A 16,259-nucleotide genomic window follows, 5' to 3' on the forward strand; every position below is an offset into this window, starting at 1 on the left:
CCAGCCCTCACTTGAGCGCGGCGGTCACGACCACTTCGATCAGGTACTGCGGATTGGCCAGGCGCGCTTCCACCGTAGCGCGCGGCGGCGTGTGGCCCTGCACCACCCACTCGTCCCACACCTCGTTCATCTCGCCGATGTTGTCCACATTGGTAAGGAAGATCTGGCATGAGAGGATCCGGCTCTTGTCGCTGCCGGCTTCGTTGAGCAGCCGCTCGATATGGCCCAGCACCTCGCGGGTCTGGCCACGCAGGTCGGCGGCGGGATCGACTTCCGGCACCTGGCCGGCAAGGTAGACCACGCCGTTGTAGATCGCGTATTCGGACAGGCGCTTGCCCACGTGGGCGCGCTTCAGTTCATCGGTACTCATGGCAATACTCTGGTCTCTGATGCTTGGTTCATTCGCTTGAAAGGCGGCCGGCCCCGGCCGGCCTCAGGCCGCGCCCAGGAAAAACTGCTTGGCGATGGCCACCTGCGCCGGATCGATGAAGGTCGGCGCATGGCCCACATCCTGCACCTCCACGGCACTGACATTGCGCCCGCGCGCCACCATCTCGGCCACGGTCTCGCGCGTGAGCAGGTCGGACTGGGCGCCGCGCACCACCAGCGTCGGCGCCTGGATGGCCTCGAACATATGCCACAGCGCCGCCTCGCCCGCCGCCACCTGCTCGGGCGTGGTCTCGCGGAACGGCAGCGCCATCGCCGGATCGTAATGCAAGCCCCATTCCAGGCCTTCGGCGCCCTGCACCGGCTTGAGGATGGCGCCGTTGAGCTCGCGCCACTGCTCGGGCGTATGCCGGCCGAACGAGGCGCTGATGGTCTGCAGGTAGGCCAGGCCTTCCTCGAAGGTCTTGAAGCGCACCGGCAGGCCCAGGTAGGCGCCGATCCGCTCCACCGCCGAGGCCGCCAGGCGCGGGCCCACGTCGTTGAGCAGCAGCTTGCGCACCGGCGACTTGGGCAGGCCGGCCAGGCCCATGCCGATCAGCCCGCCCATCGAGGTGCCGAACCAGTCGACCTGCTCGACGTTGAGCCGCGCGATCAGCGTGATCATGTCCGACGCGTACTGCGGCACGACATAGCGGCGCGGATCGGCCAGCCAGTCCGAGCGGCCGCGCCCGACCACGTCGGGGCAGACCACGCGGTACTCACCGCACAGCGCGGCCGCCACGGTATCGAAATCGCGGCCGGTGCGCGTCAGGCCATGCACGCACATCAGGACACGGGGATTGGCGGGGTCGCCCCACTCGTGATACGCCATGCGGTGGAGCCCCGCCGGGCTGATGCACTGGACGAAGCCGAGGCGCGGACTGGCTGACATCTGAACTCCCTGGCAAGACGTTATCGAAGCAGCGCCGCCGGCAGGCGGCGCGCGATTGGGCAAAGCTGGATTGTACGCTGCAGCAGTTACAATGCCACAGCATCGGGCTGGCGCCGCCACGCATGCGCTGCCAGCGCGCGCAGCCGCGATCTTCGGACAACCACACTCCCGCGTCCATTACATTTTCCGACGGAGACATCCATGCTTGAAGGCAAGACGGCACTGGTCACTGGCTCGACCAGCGGTATCGGTCTGGGCATCGCGCAGGCGCTCGCCGCCCAAGGCGCCAATATCATCGTCAACGGCTTCGGCGACGCCGAGGCCGCCAAGCGCGAAATCGCGCAAGCCGGCGCGCAAGCCGGCGCGGGCATCCGCGTGGGCTACCACGGCGCCGACATGAGCAAGTCCGCCGAGATCGAGGACATGATGCGCTACGCCGAGGCGGAATTCGGCGGTGCCGACATCCTCGTCAACAACGCCGGCATCCAGCACGTCGCCAATATCGAGGATTTCCCGCCCGAGCGCTGGGATGCCATCATCGCCATCAACCTGACCTCCGCCTTCCACACCACGCGCCTGGCGCTGCCCGGCATGAAGCGCAAGGACTGGGGCCGCATCATCAATATCGCCTCCGTCCACGGCCTGGTGGCGTCGGCGCAGAAGTCGGCCTACGTGGCCGCCAAGCACGGCATCGTCGGCTTCACCAAGGTGACCGCGCTGGAGACCGCGCAGACCGGCGTTACCGCCAATGCGATCTGCCCGGGCTGGGTGCTGACCCCGCTGGTGCAAAAACAGGTGGAAGCGCGCGCGCAGAAGGACGGCATCCCGGTGGAACAGGCCAAGCAGGACCTGGTCATCGAGAAGCAGCCGTCCGGCCAGTTCGTCACGCCGGAGGAGCTCGGCGCGCTGGCGGTGTTCCTCTCCAGCGATGCCGCGCGCCAGGTGCGCGGCGTGGCCTGGAACATGGACGGCGGCTGGGTGGCGCAGTAAGCGCAGGGAGCCGCCATGCAAAGACGCCGCTTCATCGGGGCCCTGGCGACGGGCGCCACCGCCGCGCTTGCGCTGCGCGGCGCCCAGGCCGCGCCGGTGCTGGCCATCGAAGTCTTCAAGAACCCGGATTGCGGCTGCTGCGAAGGCTGGGTCGAGCACTTGCGGGCGAATGGCTTCGCCGTCACGGTGCGCAATGTGGACGATACGGAACCGCATCGCGCGCGGGCCGGCATTCCCGCGCGCTTCGGATCCTGCCACACCGGGCGCATCGCCGGCTACGGCATCGAGGGGCATGTGCCCGCGGCCGACATCAAGCGGCTGCTGGCCGCCAAGCCTGATGCCGCGGGCCTCGCGGTGCCGGGCATGCCGGTCGGCTCGCCGGGCATGGAACAAGGCCCGCGCAAGGACCCGTTCGACGTCCTGCTGATCCGCAGGGATGGCGCAGCCTCGGTCTTCGCCAGCTACAACCGGCGCAGCGCATAAGGCAAGAATGGCCGCGTCGCGGCCATTCCGGGGTGCGGGCGAGGCCCGTGCGAGCGCCATCTCCGCGCTGGTATGCTCCCCGCTCCCGCAAGCGGGAACGGGGAGACTACACATGGCATTGCTGCCATCGGCAGATCAGAGCAGCGTCGCGCCGGTCTTGCTCTGGATCTCTTCGCGGCTTACGCCAGGCGCCGTTTCCACCAGCTTGAGACCTGCATCGGTGATGTCGATCACGCCGAGGTCGGTGATGATGCGGTTGATCACGCCCACGCCCGTCAGCGGCAGGTTGCAGGACTTCAGGATCTTGATGTCTTCGCTGCCGTCCTTCTTCTTGGCGGTGTGCTCCATCAGCACCACCACACGGCCGACGCCGGCAACGAGGTCCATCGCGCCACCCATGCCCTTGACCATCTTGCCCGGGATCATCCAGTTGGCCAGGTCGCCGCGCTCGCTGACCTGCATCGCACCCAGGATGGCCAGGTTGATATGACCGCCGCGGATCATCGCGAACGAGTCCGCCGAGGAGAAGATCGACGAGCCCGGCAGCGTGGTCACGGTCTGCTTGCCGGCGTTGATCATGTCGGCGTCGACTTCCGCCTCGGTCGGGAACGGGCCGATGCCAAGCAGGCCGTTCTCGGATTGCAGCCACACCTCCATCCCTGCCGGGACGTGGTTTGCCACCAGGGTCGGCAGGCCGATACCCAGGTTGACGTAGAAGCCGTCCTGCAGTTCGGTCGCGGCGCGCGCCGCCATTTCGTCACGTGTCCATGCCATGATGTCTCTCCTCAGCTGGCGGCACGCACGGTGCGCTGCTCGATGCGTTTCTCGGGGGTGGCGTTCACCACGATGCGCTGCACGAAAATGCCCGGCGTATGGACCTCGTCCGGGTCCAGCGTGCCGGTCTCGACCAGGTGCTCGACCTCGACCAGGGTGACCTTGCCCGCCATCGCGCACATCGGGTTGAAGTTGCGCGCCGTGCGGCGGAATACCAGGTTGCCTGCGCGGTCCGCCTTGTAGGCCTTGACCAGCGCCACGTCGGCAGTCAGGGCGCGCTCCATCACGTATTGCTGCCCGTCGAACTCGCGGATTTCCTTGCCTTCCGCGACGATGGTGCCGACGCCGGTCTTGGTAAAGAAAGCCGGGATGCCCGAGCCGCCGGCGCGCAGCTTCTCGGCAAGCGTGCCCTGCGGCGTGAATTCCAGCTCCAGTTCACCGGCCAGGTACTGGCGCTCGAACTCCTTGTTCTCGCCCACGTAGGACGAGATCATCTTCCTGATCTGGCGCGTGGCGAGCAGCATGCCCAGGCCGAAGCCATCCACGCCGGCGTTGTTCGAGATGCAGGTTAGCTGCTTGGCGCCGCTGTCGCGCAGCGCCTCGATCAGAGCCTCGGGGATGCCGCACAGACCGAAGCCGCCGACCGCGATCGTCTGGCCGTCGCGGACGACGCCCGCGAGCGCCTCTGCGGCGCTGGCGTAGACCTTGTTCATCTTTATCTCCTTCCTCGGTGATTTTCCTGTCGCTGCGCCCGCCTTCCGGAGTGCCGCCGGCGAGCCACGCAGGGAAATTGTAACGGTACAATCGGGCGGAGATCGCCCGCTGCCCAACGTCCGACAGCATACGCATGGGCGGCATCCCGCGCCAATACGTAAAACTACATAAGCCAATGTCCGCCATCGACTACCAGACCGCCTTCCAGCTCGCCCCCGTCGGACTCGTGCTGTCGCGCGAGCGCGTGATAGAGGACTGCAACGACGAGCTGTGCCGCATCTTCGGCACCACGCGGCAGGCACTGCTCGGGGAATCGTTCCAGGTACTCTACCCCACCGCCGACGAATTCGAGCGCACCGGCGCACGGATCGTGCCGATCATGAACGCAAAGGGAGCCTACTCGGACGAGCGCATCATGAAGCGCGCCGGAGGCGAACTGTTCTGGTGCCACGTCACCGGCCGCTCGCTGGACCGACAGACTCCGCTTGGCGCGGGCATCTGGACCTTCGAGGATCTCTCGCAGAAGCGTCCCGTCACCGCCGAACTGACGGCGCGCGAGCGCGATATTGCCGCGCAGCTGGTGGACGGCAAGACCAGCAAGCAGATCGGCAAGCTGCTGTCGATCAGCCCGCGCACCGTGGACATCTACCGTGCGCGCCTGATGAAGAAATACGGGGCCCACACCGCGGTGGACCTGGTGCAGCGCCTGGTCAACCACTGAGCGGCGCGGTAGCGCCCCGCCCGGCCCTACGCCATCAGCGCCCGGATCGCCGCCGGTACCGGAACCGATTTTTCCGCCTCGTAGTCGCACCACACCACCTTGGCGCCGCCCTCGGCGTAGACCACGTCAGGCTGGTCCGTGCGGCGGATCTCCATGCGGGTCTCGAAGCTGGTGCGGCCCAGTTCGCCGGCGGACATGCGGCACTCGATGTCGCCGGGATAGCGCAGCTGCCGGATAAAGGTCATGTGCGCATTGATGATGACCGGGCCGTGGCCGGCGGCATCCTTGCCGCCATGCCCGAGCGACTCGAACCAGGCGATGCGCGCCTGTTCCAGGTAGCGGAAGTAGACCGTGTTGTTGACATGGCCCATGGCGTCCATGTCGCCCCACCGGATGGGCATGCGCAGAGTGAATACGGGTTTCATGGCCGCTAGCCTACCACCCGTGGCGCGTTGCTTCCATCGGCCAAAGCGATGATTCCAGGCCTCAGCCGCCGCTCAGGCGGGTGTGCGCGGGCAATTCGAATGGCGTATCGGGCGGCAGGTAGGCAGACGCGCTGGGACGTGGCCAGCCCTCGAAGGCGCCGGACTCCGGCGCCTCGTCGTCGCCGGCCGGATCGACGGCAACGCCGTAGTGCCCGAAATCGTTGCGGCTGGCCACGGCTCGCGCCGGCACCGGCCGCGGCCGCATCGGCAACCGGGGCTCGACCTGCGGCGCATTCGCGGCGGGGGCGGCGGCACCGAGTGGGACGGGAGGCCGGGCGGCGGCGGCAAATGCCGAAACCAGCGGCGACACGGCCGCAACGGCCGCGACGGCCTCGGGGACGAAGGACGGGACAGCTTCCGGCTCGCCCTGCGCCACGGGCACCGGCACCGGCGATTGCGGGGCAACCACAGCCGGCGTCTCCGGGGCAGCCACAGCCGGCGCCTGCTTCGTCAGGACGGCCGGCGAGGCTTCGTCGCGCAACGCCACGCTGGCAAGCCAGGCCACCAGCACCAGCATGCCCCCGCCCAGGGTGCCGGCCACCAGGCTGCGCTGCCGCGCCAGGCGCAGCACGCGTGCCTGGCGCGGTCCGGCTTCCGCCAGATGCCGCCTGACGGCGGCGGTGCGCATGGCCTCAAGCGACTCGCGCACCGCGAAATTCGTACCCCACGGCGGCGGCACGTCATGGCTTGCCGGCAACGGCGAGGCGCCGGAAGCCGGGCTGGAAGCTCGGTTGGCAGCTGGACTGGTGACAGATCTGGCGAGAGAGCTGGAACGGGACACGGCGTACCCCCTGGAGCGCGATGGCGACACAGTCTCGCCGGCCCGTCCGGAAGAAACTGTCAGCGCAGGATCTTAGGCCCGCGACGACGGCATGCGATTCGGACGAAACGCATTCTGGCTGGGGAAAATTCGGAAAACGCCGCCAGCGGAGGACGGCTTCGGCATCAGCCGCAGGGGAGGCGGGATGGGCTCCACCCGCGGCGCCACCGGCGGCAAGTCCGGCGGATCGGGACGAACTGCCGGCAGCCCGCGCCACAGGTGGCGGGCGGCCCGGCCGCTCAGTGGCGCGGCTGGCGGCTGCCGTGCGCCGGCGGCGAGGCCAGGCCAGAATCCACCAGCGAAGACTCCATGCGGCGGATCTGCTGCTGCAACTGATCCAGACGGACGCGCGAAGCACGGCTCTCGACTTCGGCGCTCTGCACTTCGGCACGGTTGGCCTGCTGCTCTTCGGCAATGCGCTGGCGCTGGGCCTGCATCACCCGCAGGTCTTCATTGAGGGCGTTGGCACGCGCCTCGGTGTCCTGCAAGGCACGGTCATAGGCACGCTTCTGCGATGCCAGCACCTGGCGCCGGATATCATCGCTGGCCCAGGCCGCGCTCTGCCTGGTCACCTGGCGGTAAGCCTGCTCGGCGGCGCCGATCGACTCGAAGCGGAAGACCCGCCACAGATTCTTCTGATAGAACAGCGCCACGTAGCACACCACCTGATCGTCGGCCAGCATCAGGGTGGTGCCGTAGTCGCCGTTGTAGCTGGTGCGCAGCTCGCGCACGGTGCGGTCGCGCAAGCGCTGCTGCAGTTCGGACACCAGCCCCAGCGAGGCAGACGACGCCTGCAGGTTGTCGGCCGGTGCCGCACCCGCGCCCAGCGACGCTGCCGATGCCGTTACGGGCTCGACGGCCGCCAGCACGCCAGCGGCGGACATCGACAACGCCAGGCCGATCAGGCTGGCTAGCAAGGGGGCGCGGCGGGAGTTGTTCAACATGGCGTTCCGGCTTGGACTGGGCGAGGGTTCGGGTTCTGGGACATAACCATGGCGGCAAAGCCACGGCAGCATGCCAAGGACACCGTCGCGACCGCGATGATGCGCCACGCGCACACGGTCACCGGCGAATTCTAGCAAGCATGTGTATTAACGGCCGCGTTTTGTCACGCTTGATAGCAAATGCAGCCTTACCTCGCAACAAAAAAGGGGGGAAGCGTCAGCCTCCCCCCCTTTGGACCAAACCTTTGGACCAAGCATGAACGACCGTTGCGCTCAGCGCTTGGCGATCGAGGCTTCCGCCTTGGCCACCAGGTCGGTACCGATCTGCTTCTTCCACTTGTCGTAGACCTTGGCGGTCGCCTTGCGGAAAGCGTCGTGCTCGGCCGGCGTCAGCTGGGTCACCTTCACGCCATGGGTCTCCATGTCCTTCCAGGCCGGGGCGCCGGCTTCCACCAGGCCCTTGCGCGCCAGTGCCGTCTCCTGCTTGCCGGCGTCGATGGCAGCAAGCCTGACGATCTCGCGGTCGGCCGGGGTCCAGCTTTCCCAGATCTGCTTGTTGACCACGAAGATCAGCGGGTCGGCCACGTAGCCCCAGGTGGTGACGAATTTCTGGCCCACGGTGTAGAGCTTGGCGGCGGCGAACACCGACTGCGGGTTCTCCTGGCCGTCCACCGCGCCCGAAGCCATGGCCGGCTGCGCATCGGCCCAGCTCATCTGCGTCGGGTTGGCGCCCAGTGCGTTGAAGGTCTCGATGTACAGCGGCGAGCCCACCACGCGCAGCTTCATGCCCTTGAGATCTTCCGGCTTGCGGATCTCATGCTTGGAGTTGGAGACTTCGCGGAAGCCGTTCTCGCCCCAGGCCAGCGGCACCACGCCGGCCTTGTCCAGCGTGGCGAAGATCGACTTGCCGACATCGCCTTGCGTGAGCGCGTCCAGCGCCTTGTAGTCCGGCATCAGGAACGGCAGCGAGAACAGGTTCAGTTCCCTGACCTGGGGCGACCAGTTGATGGTCGAGCCTACCGCCATGTCGATCACGCCCTGGCGGATCGCCGAGAACTCGCGGGTCTGGTCGCCGGCCACCAGCGAAGTACCCGGGTAGAGCTTGATATTGATGCGGCCGCTGGTGCGCTGGCGCACCAGGTCGGCCCAGATCTCGCCGCCCTTGCCCCACGGGAACGCGGGACCGAGCACCAGCGACATCTTGTATTCGGACTTGTAGCTCTGCGCCATGGCGCCAGCGGGCGCGAGGGCAGCGGCGGCGATGGTGGCTGCCAGCGACAGCATCAGGGCACGACGTTTCATCTGTTCTCTCCTCTCAGGATGTGTTGTGCGTTTCTTATGTACTGCTCCAGCACTGCCCGCGGATGGCGGCCGGGGCAGCATCGCCGCCCCGTCGCAACACGGTCAATGCCGCTCAATAACCGAGACGGTCCGGCAGCCAGGTCGCCAGCGGCGGATAGGCCAGCACCATCAGCATGGCGATGAACATGGCCAGCAGCATCCAGACCACCCAGGGCACGGTCTCTTCCATGCGCACGCGCGCGATCCGGCACGAGACCATCAGGTTCACCGCCAGCGGCGGCGTGAACTGCCCCAGCGCCACCTTGAGCGTGAGCACCACGCCGAACCACACCGGGTTCCAGTGGAAGGCGTTGGCGATCGGCAGCAGCAGCGGCACGAAGATCAGGAAGATCGAGATGCCGTCGAGGAACATCCCCACCGTCATCAGCAAGGCCACGATCAGCGCCAGCACGCCGTACTCGCCCAGGCCGGAATGCGCGATGGCATTGGCCAGCGGATCGATCACGCCGAGCGTGGACAGCGCATAGGCGAAGATGCCGGCCAGCGCCACCACCAGCAAGATCACCGCGGAGGTCTCCGCCGCCTCCTGGAAGATCACGAAGAGGTCGCGCATGCCGATGCTGCGGTAGATCACCATGCCGACGAACAGGCCGTACACCACCGCCACCACGGCGGCCTCGGTCGGCGTGAACCAGCCCGCGCGCATGCCGCCCAGGATCAGGAACGGCGCGACCAGGCCCCAGGCCGCCTCGCGCAGGCTCTTCCAGAACGGCGGGCGCGGCAAGCCGGCCTCGATGGCGCCCATATTGTGCTTGCGCGCCAGCCACACCGCCGGCACGATCAGCGCCAAGCCGGCCAGGATGCCGGGGATCATGCCGGCGGCAAACAGTGCCGGCACCGAGGCGCCGGGCACCAGCACGCTGTAGATGATGAAGGCCACCGAGGGCGGGATCAGGATGTCGGTAGCGGCGGCCGCGCCGACCACGGCCGCGCTGTACGCGCCGGGATAGCCCGCGCGCGACATCGCCGCGATCATCACGCCGCCCACCGCCGCCGCGTTGGCCGGGCCGGAGCCCGAGATGCCGCCCAGGAACATCGCCACCAGGATCGCCACCAGCGGCAGCATGCCGGGGCCGCGGCCGACGATGGCAATGGCGAAGGTGACCAGCCGCTGCGCCACGCCGGAGCGGTCGAAGATCGAGCCGACCAGCACGAACATCGGGATGGCCAGCAAGGGATACTTGGCCAGCCCGGCGTAGAAATTCTGCGGCACGGCCAGCAGGCCGAACATCTGCGTGTCGAGGTTGGACAGGCCGATCGCCACCAGGCCGCCAAGGCCCAGCGAGACGCCGATCGGCACCCCGAGCATCATCAGCCCGAGGAACACCACGAACAAGGTAATCGCAACGAGAGTCATGGCGCGGACTCCGACGCCGGCGCGCCATTGACGCGCTGCGCATGCAGCGCCCTGAGCGCGCGCAGGTTGCGCGCCGCCAGGCCCAACGCCCGCAATGCGATGGCCCCCGACAGCACCGGCAGCCAGACCGAGTACCACCAGCTCGGGATGCCGATGCCGGGCGACGTTTCGCCGAAGGCGTACTCGTCCCACGTCACGCGCGCGCCCAGCACCGCCAGCGCGACGAACATGACCGCCACCATCAGTGCCGAGAACACGCCAAGGCGCCGTTGCCGCGCCGCGCTGCCGCGCTCGAAGAAGAACTCGATGCGGATATTGCGGTCGCGCGCCACCGCCGCGCTGCCGGCCACCAGGGCCAGCACGATCATCAGGAAGACCGAGAATTCCTCGGTCCAGGCAAACGATTCGTCGGTGAAATAGCGCACCACCACATTGGCGAACGTGATGCACACCAGCAGCGCCATGACGATCACGCCGATCCAGTCCTCGATGCGCGGCGGGACCCTGAAACCGATGTCGCCGCCGTCCGTGGTGTTTTCCAGTGGCTGGCTGGCACCAGCTTCGTCCGGCACGGCCGTGACGTGTTGCGGGCCGGCATCGCGCCGCCCCTCCCTGTCTGCTTGCATCTCCCCGGCCTCCGGTCCGGTCCGCGCGGCACGCCGGCCGCTTGCGGATTTTCTTCTGAATTATGTAAAGACTTAATCTCAAGACATGGCGGATTATGCCAAGTCTGCGCAACATGGGGGAATTTTTACGCCCGCCAGCGACCGCAGGCCGGGCTGCCGCCAGGCCATTCGCGCCTCGCGCCCAAGGGGACCGGATAAGCCCTGGGCCGGGAAAACGCGCGTCCCGCCCGCACTTCTGGCGCGCAGCGGGACCGGCCTGGCAGGACGCGGGCGAAGCCGCCCGCGTCCGCTTACACCATGCCGTCGTCGGCGGTGATCACCGCGCCGTTGATGAACTGCGACTGGTCGGAGGCCAGCAGCAGCAGCAGGCCATCGAGATCTTCCGGCTTGCCCACGCGCTTGCGCGGCAGCATCTGGATCAGCTTCTGGCCGGCATCGGTATCCCAGTGATGGTGATTGATGTCGGTATCGATATAGCCCGGGCAGATCGCATTGACGTTGATGCCGTGGCGCGCCCATTCGAGCGCCATGGCCTTGGTCATGTGCACCACCGACGCCTTGCTCATGCAGTACACGCCGATCTGCGACAGCACCTTGAGCCCCGCCACCGAGGCGATGTTCACGATGCGCGACTGCGGCAGCGGATTGCCGTTCTTCTCGGCGCCCTTGGCGCGCGCGATCATGCGCTTTGCCACTTCCTGCGCCACGAAGAAAGCGCCGCGCGTGTTGGTGTCGAAGACGAAATCGAAGTCGTCCGGCGTCACATCAGTCAGCTTCTGCGTGGTGGAGACGCCCGAATTGTTGACCAGGATATCGATCGCGCCGGCCTCGGTCTCGGCGTGCGCCACCGCGGCGCGGATGCTGTCCGGATCGGTCACGTCAAGCCGCACCACATGGGCGCTGCCGCCTTCGGCCTCGATCGCGGCGCGCAGCTCCTTGAGACGCTCGGTACGGCGCGATGCCAGTATCACCTTGGCGCCCGCGGCCGCCATGACGTGGGCAAAGCGCGTGCCCAGACCGCTCGAAGCGCCCGTTACCAGCGCAACCTTGCCTTCCAGATTGATCGACAAACCCATGATGACCTCTATATTCGGAGCCCCCGCCGTCACCTGCCATGGCCCGGGCCGGGGGGCGCTCCTCACGAAAACTGCCTGGCAAAACGAAAGGCAGCATATCAAAAAAAAGAACGGTCGTTCCAAAAAAAATCTTGCCTGACCATGGCGAGTCCCGGACAATGCCGGAGATTCTAAGAACTCGGGCCTCAAAGGGAAAGAGGAAAAACGCGCAGATGGCCGCGATTGGCTCTGCGCCACCACTTTCCGCGTCGCCTTGACCGGCCCGGCCACCGCATTCCCCGAATCACCGCACACGGATTTCCCACAATTGCGCGCAAGTTGCCAAGAATAGAGGGTTAGAGACAATGAATCAGCAGCAGCTCCTGGAGCAATACGGCCCCCGCGAGGCCATGGAATACGACGTTGTCATCGTCGGCGGCGGTCCCGCCGGCCTGGCAACCGCCATCCGCCTGAAGCAACTCGCCCAGGAGAAAGGCAACGACGTCAACGTATGCGTGCTGGAAAAAGGCTCCGAGCCCGGCGCCCATATCCTGTCCGGCGCCATCATGGACCCGCGCGCGCTGAACGAGTTGTTCCCCAACTGGAAGGAACTGGGCGCGCCGCTGAACCAGCCCGTGACCGAGGACAAGTTCCTGTTCCTCGATGAAACCGGCGCCAAGGGCGCCCCGCTGCTGCCCGACTGCTTCCAGAACCACGGCAACTATATCGTCAGCCTGTCGAACTTCGTGCGCTGGCTCGGCCAGCAGGCCGAAGCGCTCGGCATCGAGATTTTCCCGGGCTTCCCGGCCGCCGAAGTGCTCTACAACGAGGACGGCTCGGTCAAGGGCGTGGCCACCGGCAACATGGGGATCGACAAGGACGGCGAGCCCACCGAGAACTTCCAGCTCGGCATGGAGCTGCACGCCAAGTACACCATCTTCGCCGAAGGCGCGCGCGGCCACCTCGGCAAGCAATTGATCGCCCACTTCAAGCTCGACGACGGCAAGGACCCGCAGAGCTACGGCATCGGCCTGAAGGAGCTGTGGGAGATCGATCCCGCCAAGCACCAGCCCGGCCTGGTGGTGCACACCGCCGGCTGGCCGCTGGACCCGGCCACCTACGGCGGCTCCTTCCTCTACCACATGGAAGACAACAAGGTGGCGGTCGGCTTCGTGGTCGGCCTGGACTACACCAATCCCTGGCTGTCGCCGTTCGAGGAATTCCAGCGCTTCAAGACCCACCCGGAGATCCGCAAGTACTTCGAAGGCGGCAAGCGCATCGGCTACGGCGCGCGCGCCATCACCGCCGGCGGCCTGCTGTCGCTGCCCAAGACCGTGTTCCCGGGCGGCGCGCTGGTCGGCTGCGACGCCGGCTACCTGAACGCGTCGCGCATCAAGGGCAGCCACGCCGCCATCAAGACCGGCATGATGGCCGCCGAAGCCGCCTACGACGCCCTGCAGGCCGGCCGCCAGCACGACGAGCTGACAGCCTACCCGGTGGCGTTCGAGAACAGCTGGCTGCACAAGGAACTGCTGCAGGCCAAGAACTTCAAGCAGTGGTTCAAGAAGGGCCGCACCACCGCCACGCTGATGACCGGCATCGAGCAATGGCTGCTGCCCAAGCTTGGCATCCGCAACCCGCCCTGGACCATCCACCGCACCAAGCCGGACCACGTCTACCTCAAGCCAGCCGCCGAATGCGAGCAGATCGCCTATCCGAAGCCGGATGGCAAGCTGACCTTCGACCGCCTCAGCTCGGTGTTCATCAGCAACACCAACCACGAGGAAAACCAGCCGGCCCACCTGACGCTGAAGGACGCCAGCGTGCCGGTCAACGTCAACTGGGACAAGTTCGCCGGCCCTGAGAGCCGCTACTGCCCGGCCGGCGTGTACGAGTTCGTCAAGAACGACGACGGCAAGGAACGCCTGCAGATCAATGCGCAGAACTGCGTGCACTGCAAGACCTGCGACATCAAGGACCCCACGCAGAACATCGTGTGGGTGACGCCGGAAGGCGGCGGCGGCCCGAACTACGTGGGCATGTAAGCCAGCGCGGCGCCCCCTTGCCTTCGGGCCCCGGGGCGCGGCAACAAAAAAACGGCACCGTAACCCGGTGCCGTTTTTTGTTGGCGGGATAACTGGCCCGGCCGCCTCAGGCCCTCGATGCCTGCGTCTGCGGCAACGTCAGTGAATCGTGGAAGAGCGGCCTGTCCTCGGAGGCTTCCCCCATCCACCCGATCACATCCGCCACGCCGGCGATCAGGCTCACCAGAGCCGGGCCGGCCAGCGGCACCTGGCCGATGCCGTCGATCAACTCCAGCACCGCCTCGGCCACACCACCACGGCCTTGCGCGCCGATCGCGGTACGCGTCGCCACCTCGTCCGGCGACATGGCAATCACGCCACCGGCCGCCGGCATGGCAACGGCAAACAGGCAAGCCGCGGCAAGCGCGCACAGGCGCGCGCCGCAACGAATATTGCGCTTCATACGGTCTCCTGTCGGGCGCGGCGACGACCAAGGCCGGCAGGCCCGTCCGCGCCCCTGTTTTTCTGCTGCGAGCAGTAAAGACGAAGCGCGCGTTGGCGGCAAGATGGCGCGTTAGGCGGTTGACTCCAAACGCCGGCATGAACGGGCCGGCGGCACTGCGCCATCAGGCCGGGACCTGCATGCTGGCGCTGGTCAGCAACTGCTCGTAGATATAGCACTGCAGCAGGGTCAGCTCGCGCTCGCCCAGCACGTCGAAGGCCACGCCGAACACCGGGAAGCCGGAAGCGGCGGAGATCGGGGTCGCGTTGCGCGCCACGCCATCGACCATGATCTCGCTGTCGAGCGCGGCGGTCCGCAAGTGGAAGCACAGCCGCACCGGCGTGCCGGGCGCGGGCACGGCATCGGCGGCCTCGATCTGCGCGCCGCCGGTGCTGAGGTCGGTCAGCATCACCAGCCGCGACGCCTTGCGCTCGTGCGGCGCGCCGGCCTCTTCAGCGGCGCCCTCCTCTGCGCTCCCCGGGTCCACCATATAGGCAGCCAGCCGTGTCGGCACGCGGGTTGCCTTGCGCACCGGCAACTGCTGCATCTGCGCCGGCGCGGACAAGACCAGATAGCGGAACGGACTGCGGCAGATCGCGGTCACCGTGCATTCGAAGCTGAGAATGGCGTGGCCGGAGAAGCCACGCAGCAGCACGGTTTCCCCCGGCTTCATCTGCAGCTCCTTGCCGCCCAGCTGCGGCCAGGTCACGAACATGCCCTGGTCGACAAAGCCGATCAGGCGGCTGGCCGCCGCGCGGCCGACATGGCCCTGGGTCTTGATCTGCAGCAGCGTGCCGACCTGCAGGCCAAAGGGCCCGGCGCTGGCCTGGCGCTCGTTGTCGGCGGGTTCGCCGGGTTCGTCCGCGGGCCGGCAGACCGCGCCGTGGCGGAACACCAGCGCGACGTCGCGATCCTCGGGGATCACGCTGCCGCTGCCGAGCACGAGGTTTCCGCTTTCGTCCAGCAAGGACCAGGGCAACGGCTGGCCAACCGGGAGATCGTCAGGAGTAAGTGCAATCATGGGAAGCAGCGGTAGACGCCCATCTGTGGGACGTGACAGATCCAACGGCAAGCCGGCGGGACGCATGCCCCCCGGCCGCCACCTAGCGAAGCGCTCAGCGCGTGATGCGGCTGCCCGGGGCCGCCGCCAAACCGCGCGGGCGGACCGCCATGCAGGCGTCCGCGATGTCCCAGGTGAATAGCGCATCTCATCTGACTTGCTATCGGCCGCCGCCGGAAAACCTTGAGCACCGGCTTGCACCGCATCAGCCTTGCGCCTTGACGCCGGCCGGCTTTCCGCCGAGAATGCCGTAAAGCTGTCTGACAGCCTTACAGATAACCATGACAATCCTGAACCGCCCCGAATCGCTGGCCTCCCGCATTGCCGATGCCCTGCGCGCCGACATCGCCACCGGCCGCTTCGCCGCCGGCGCCCGCCTGCCGGCCGAGGCCGCGCTGGGCGAGACCTTCGGCGTGAGCCGCCCCATCGTGCGCGAAGCCATCGCGCAGTTGAAGGCGGACGGCGTGCTGGTCACCCGCAAAGGCTCCGGCGCCTATGTCTCGCAGACCCCTGGCGGCCAGGTATGGCGCATGCCCAGCGCGCCACAGGGCGGCCCGACGCTCGTGCAATTGTTCGAACTGCGCATGGTGGTGGAGTGCGCCTGCGCCGAAATGGCTGCCCTGCGCCGCTCGGAGAGCGACCTGCAAGCCATCCGCGCGGCCCTGGCCGCCATGCGCGAGCACGGGCAGGACTTCGCCAGCGCCGCGGCGGCCGACGTAGCCTTCCACCATGCCATCGCCCAGGCCGCGCACAACCCCTGCTTTACCGGCCTGACGGACTTCGTCGGCCAGCATCTGCTGTCGGCGCGGCAAACCGCGTGGGAAAACGCCGCGCGCTTTCGTGGCGGCTCGCTGGGTGCCGACGGAGAACACGCGGCGCTGGTCGAAGCCATCGCCGCCGGCAGCGCCAGCGCCGCACGCCAGGCCGCGCGCCGGCACCTGGCTGCGGCGGCAAAACGCATGGGGCTGGAGCTCGGCCAGTCCTGACGCGACCGCGAGACGACAGAGAATCCGCCGCCAGGCGC

Annotated in this window: 18 protein-coding genes; 5 read left to right on the plus strand and 13 right to left on the minus strand. The window is 67.4% G+C overall.

What is annotated here, in order from left to right; translation table 11 throughout:
- Window positions 1-7: 7 nt before the first annotated feature.
- Complete coding sequence (locus AB4Z48_RS18340) at window positions 8-370, minus strand: RidA family protein (protein ID WP_441616427.1); 363 nt, start codon at window positions 368-370, stop codon at window positions 8-10.
- 63 nt (window positions 371-433) lie between these two features.
- Complete coding sequence (locus AB4Z48_RS18345; protein ID WP_441616429.1) at window positions 434-1,318, minus strand: alpha/beta fold hydrolase; 885 nt, start codon at window positions 1,316-1,318, stop codon at window positions 434-436.
- Between the two features lie 201 nt (window positions 1,319-1,519).
- Between AB4Z48_RS18345 and AB4Z48_RS18350 the strand changes: the two genes are divergently transcribed.
- Both AB4Z48_RS18350 and AB4Z48_RS18355 read left to right on the plus strand, forming a co-directional pair.
- Window positions 1,520-2,308, plus strand: a complete 789-nt coding sequence (locus AB4Z48_RS18350) for a 3-hydroxybutyrate dehydrogenase (protein ID WP_441616431.1) — start codon at window positions 1,520-1,522, stop codon at window positions 2,306-2,308.
- Window positions 2,309-2,323: 15 nt separating this feature from the next.
- Entirely contained in the window at window positions 2,324-2,791 is a 468-nt protein-coding gene (locus AB4Z48_RS18355) for a DUF411 domain-containing protein (RefSeq protein WP_441616433.1), read from the plus strand.
- Between the two features lie 135 nt (window positions 2,792-2,926).
- Here AB4Z48_RS18355 and AB4Z48_RS18360 read toward each other — a convergent pair whose 3' ends face one another.
- Window positions 2,927-3,565, minus strand: coding sequence for a CoA transferase subunit B (locus tag AB4Z48_RS18360; protein WP_441616435.1), 639 nt, complete (start codon window positions 3,563-3,565; stop codon window positions 2,927-2,929).
- A gap of 11 nt (window positions 3,566-3,576) precedes the next feature.
- A complete protein-coding gene (locus AB4Z48_RS18365; RefSeq protein ID WP_441616437.1) occupies window positions 3,577-4,278 on the minus strand; it encodes a CoA transferase subunit A in 702 nt (233 codons plus the stop codon).
- 176 nt (window positions 4,279-4,454) lie between these two features.
- Between AB4Z48_RS18365 and AB4Z48_RS18370 the strand changes: the two genes are divergently transcribed.
- The gene (locus tag AB4Z48_RS18370) at window positions 4,455-5,000 is read left to right on the plus strand and encodes a LuxR C-terminal-related transcriptional regulator (protein ID WP_441616438.1); all 546 of its coding nucleotides are present in this window, start codon (window positions 4,455-4,457) and stop codon (window positions 4,998-5,000) included.
- A gap of 26 nt (window positions 5,001-5,026) precedes the next feature.
- On the opposite strand, the gene AB4Z48_RS18375 is transcribed toward AB4Z48_RS18370, so the two are convergent.
- The 7 genes from AB4Z48_RS18375 to AB4Z48_RS18405 all read right to left on the minus strand — a co-directional run bounded on the left by AB4Z48_RS18375 (window position 5,027) and on the right by AB4Z48_RS18405 (window position 11,670).
- Window positions 5,027-5,425, minus strand: coding sequence for an acyl-CoA thioesterase (locus tag AB4Z48_RS18375; protein ID WP_441616440.1), 399 nt, complete (start codon window positions 5,423-5,425; stop codon window positions 5,027-5,029).
- Window positions 5,426-5,486: 61 nt separating this feature from the next.
- Window positions 5,487-6,134 (minus strand): hypothetical protein, encoded by a 648-nt coding sequence (locus AB4Z48_RS18380; protein WP_441616442.1) that lies wholly within the window; start codon window positions 6,132-6,134, stop codon window positions 5,487-5,489.
- A 410-nt stretch (window positions 6,135-6,544) separates the two neighbouring features.
- A complete protein-coding gene (locus tag AB4Z48_RS18385) occupies window positions 6,545-7,249 on the minus strand; it encodes a DUF2968 domain-containing protein (RefSeq protein ID WP_441616444.1) in 705 nt (234 codons plus the stop codon).
- A gap of 273 nt (window positions 7,250-7,522) precedes the next feature.
- Complete coding sequence (locus AB4Z48_RS18390; protein ID WP_441616446.1) at window positions 7,523-8,551, minus strand: DctP family TRAP transporter solute-binding subunit; 1,029 nt, start codon at window positions 8,549-8,551, stop codon at window positions 7,523-7,525.
- Between the two features lie 112 nt (window positions 8,552-8,663).
- A complete protein-coding gene (locus tag AB4Z48_RS18395; protein ID WP_441616448.1) occupies window positions 8,664-9,968 on the minus strand; it encodes a TRAP transporter large permease in 1,305 nt (434 codons plus the stop codon).
- Entirely contained in the window at window positions 9,965-10,594 is a 630-nt protein-coding gene (locus tag AB4Z48_RS18400; RefSeq protein WP_441616450.1) for a TRAP transporter small permease, read from the minus strand. Before AB4Z48_RS18400 ends, AB4Z48_RS18395 begins: the two co-directional genes overlap by 4 nt.
- 290 nt (window positions 10,595-10,884) lie before the next feature.
- Window positions 10,885-11,670, minus strand: coding sequence for an SDR family oxidoreductase (locus AB4Z48_RS18405; RefSeq protein WP_441616452.1), 786 nt, complete (start codon window positions 11,668-11,670; stop codon window positions 10,885-10,887).
- 344 nt (window positions 11,671-12,014) lie between these two features.
- On the opposite strand from AB4Z48_RS18405, the gene AB4Z48_RS18410 reads away from it, so the two are divergent.
- Window positions 12,015-13,694, plus strand: a complete 1,680-nt coding sequence (locus AB4Z48_RS18410; protein WP_441616454.1) for a 4Fe-4S dicluster domain-containing protein — start codon at window positions 12,015-12,017, stop codon at window positions 13,692-13,694.
- Between the two features lie 106 nt (window positions 13,695-13,800).
- Here the strand turns inward: AB4Z48_RS18410 and AB4Z48_RS18415 are convergent, their stop codons facing one another.
- The gene (locus tag AB4Z48_RS18415; RefSeq protein ID WP_441616456.1) at window positions 13,801-14,136 is read right to left on the minus strand and encodes a hypothetical protein; all 336 of its coding nucleotides are present in this window, start codon (window positions 14,134-14,136) and stop codon (window positions 13,801-13,803) included.
- 163 nt (window positions 14,137-14,299) lie between these two features.
- Window positions 14,300-15,196: a flagellar brake protein gene (locus AB4Z48_RS18420; protein WP_441616458.1), complete on the minus strand. Its 897-nt coding sequence runs from the start codon at window positions 15,194-15,196 to the stop codon at window positions 14,300-14,302.
- 320 nt (window positions 15,197-15,516) lie between these two features.
- Here AB4Z48_RS18420 and AB4Z48_RS18425 point away from each other — a divergent pair, with 320 nt between their 5' ends.
- Entirely contained in the window at window positions 15,517-16,221 is a 705-nt protein-coding gene (locus AB4Z48_RS18425; RefSeq protein WP_441616460.1) for a FadR/GntR family transcriptional regulator, read from the plus strand.
- Window positions 16,222-16,259: the final 38 nt, after the last annotated feature.

Source organism: Cupriavidus sp. 2TAF22, from assembly GCF_052115045.1.
Taxonomy (GTDB): domain Bacteria; phylum Pseudomonadota; class Gammaproteobacteria; order Burkholderiales; family Burkholderiaceae; genus Cupriavidus.

Bases quoted from the DNA above. Each gene is read 5' to 3' on its own strand.
- AB4Z48_RS18340 (WP_441616427.1), bottom strand. From the start codon at position 370: ATGAGTACCGATGAACTGAAGCGCGCCCACGTGGGCAAGCGCCTGTCC.
- AB4Z48_RS18345 (WP_441616429.1), bottom strand. From the start codon at position 1,318: ATGTCAGCCAGTCCGCGCCTCGGCTTCGTCCAGTGCATCAGCCCGGCG.
- AB4Z48_RS18350 (WP_441616431.1), top strand. From the start codon at position 1,520: ATGCTTGAAGGCAAGACGGCACTGGTCACTGGCTCGACCAGCGGTATC.
- AB4Z48_RS18355 (WP_441616433.1), top strand. From the start codon at position 2,324: ATGCAAAGACGCCGCTTCATCGGGGCCCTGGCGACGGGCGCCACCGCC.
- AB4Z48_RS18360 (WP_441616435.1), bottom strand. From the start codon at position 3,565: ATGGCATGGACACGTGACGAAATGGCGGCGCGCGCCGCGACCGAACTG.
- AB4Z48_RS18365 (WP_441616437.1), bottom strand. From the start codon at position 4,278: ATGAACAAGGTCTACGCCAGCGCCGCAGAGGCGCTCGCGGGCGTCGTC.
- AB4Z48_RS18370 (WP_441616438.1), top strand. From the start codon at position 4,455: ATGTCCGCCATCGACTACCAGACCGCCTTCCAGCTCGCCCCCGTCGGA.
- AB4Z48_RS18375 (WP_441616440.1), bottom strand. From the start codon at position 5,425: ATGAAACCCGTATTCACTCTGCGCATGCCCATCCGGTGGGGCGACATG.
- AB4Z48_RS18385 (WP_441616444.1), bottom strand. From the start codon at position 7,249: ATGTTGAACAACTCCCGCCGCGCCCCCTTGCTAGCCAGCCTGATCGGC.
- AB4Z48_RS18390 (WP_441616446.1), bottom strand. From the start codon at position 8,551: ATGAAACGTCGTGCCCTGATGCTGTCGCTGGCAGCCACCATCGCCGCC.
- AB4Z48_RS18395 (WP_441616448.1), bottom strand. From the start codon at position 9,968: ATGACTCTCGTTGCGATTACCTTGTTCGTGGTGTTCCTCGGGCTGATG.
- AB4Z48_RS18400 (WP_441616450.1), bottom strand. From the start codon at position 10,594: ATGCAAGCAGACAGGGAGGGGCGGCGCGATGCCGGCCCGCAACACGTC.
- AB4Z48_RS18405 (WP_441616452.1), bottom strand. From the start codon at position 11,670: ATGGGTTTGTCGATCAATCTGGAAGGCAAGGTTGCGCTGGTAACGGGC.
- AB4Z48_RS18410 (WP_441616454.1), top strand. From the start codon at position 12,015: ATGAATCAGCAGCAGCTCCTGGAGCAATACGGCCCCCGCGAGGCCATG.
- AB4Z48_RS18415 (WP_441616456.1), bottom strand. From the start codon at position 14,136: ATGAAGCGCAATATTCGTTGCGGCGCGCGCCTGTGCGCGCTTGCCGCG.
- AB4Z48_RS18420 (WP_441616458.1), bottom strand. From the start codon at position 15,196: ATGATTGCACTTACTCCTGACGATCTCCCGGTTGGCCAGCCGTTGCCC.
- AB4Z48_RS18425 (WP_441616460.1), top strand. From the start codon at position 15,517: ATGACAATCCTGAACCGCCCCGAATCGCTGGCCTCCCGCATTGCCGAT.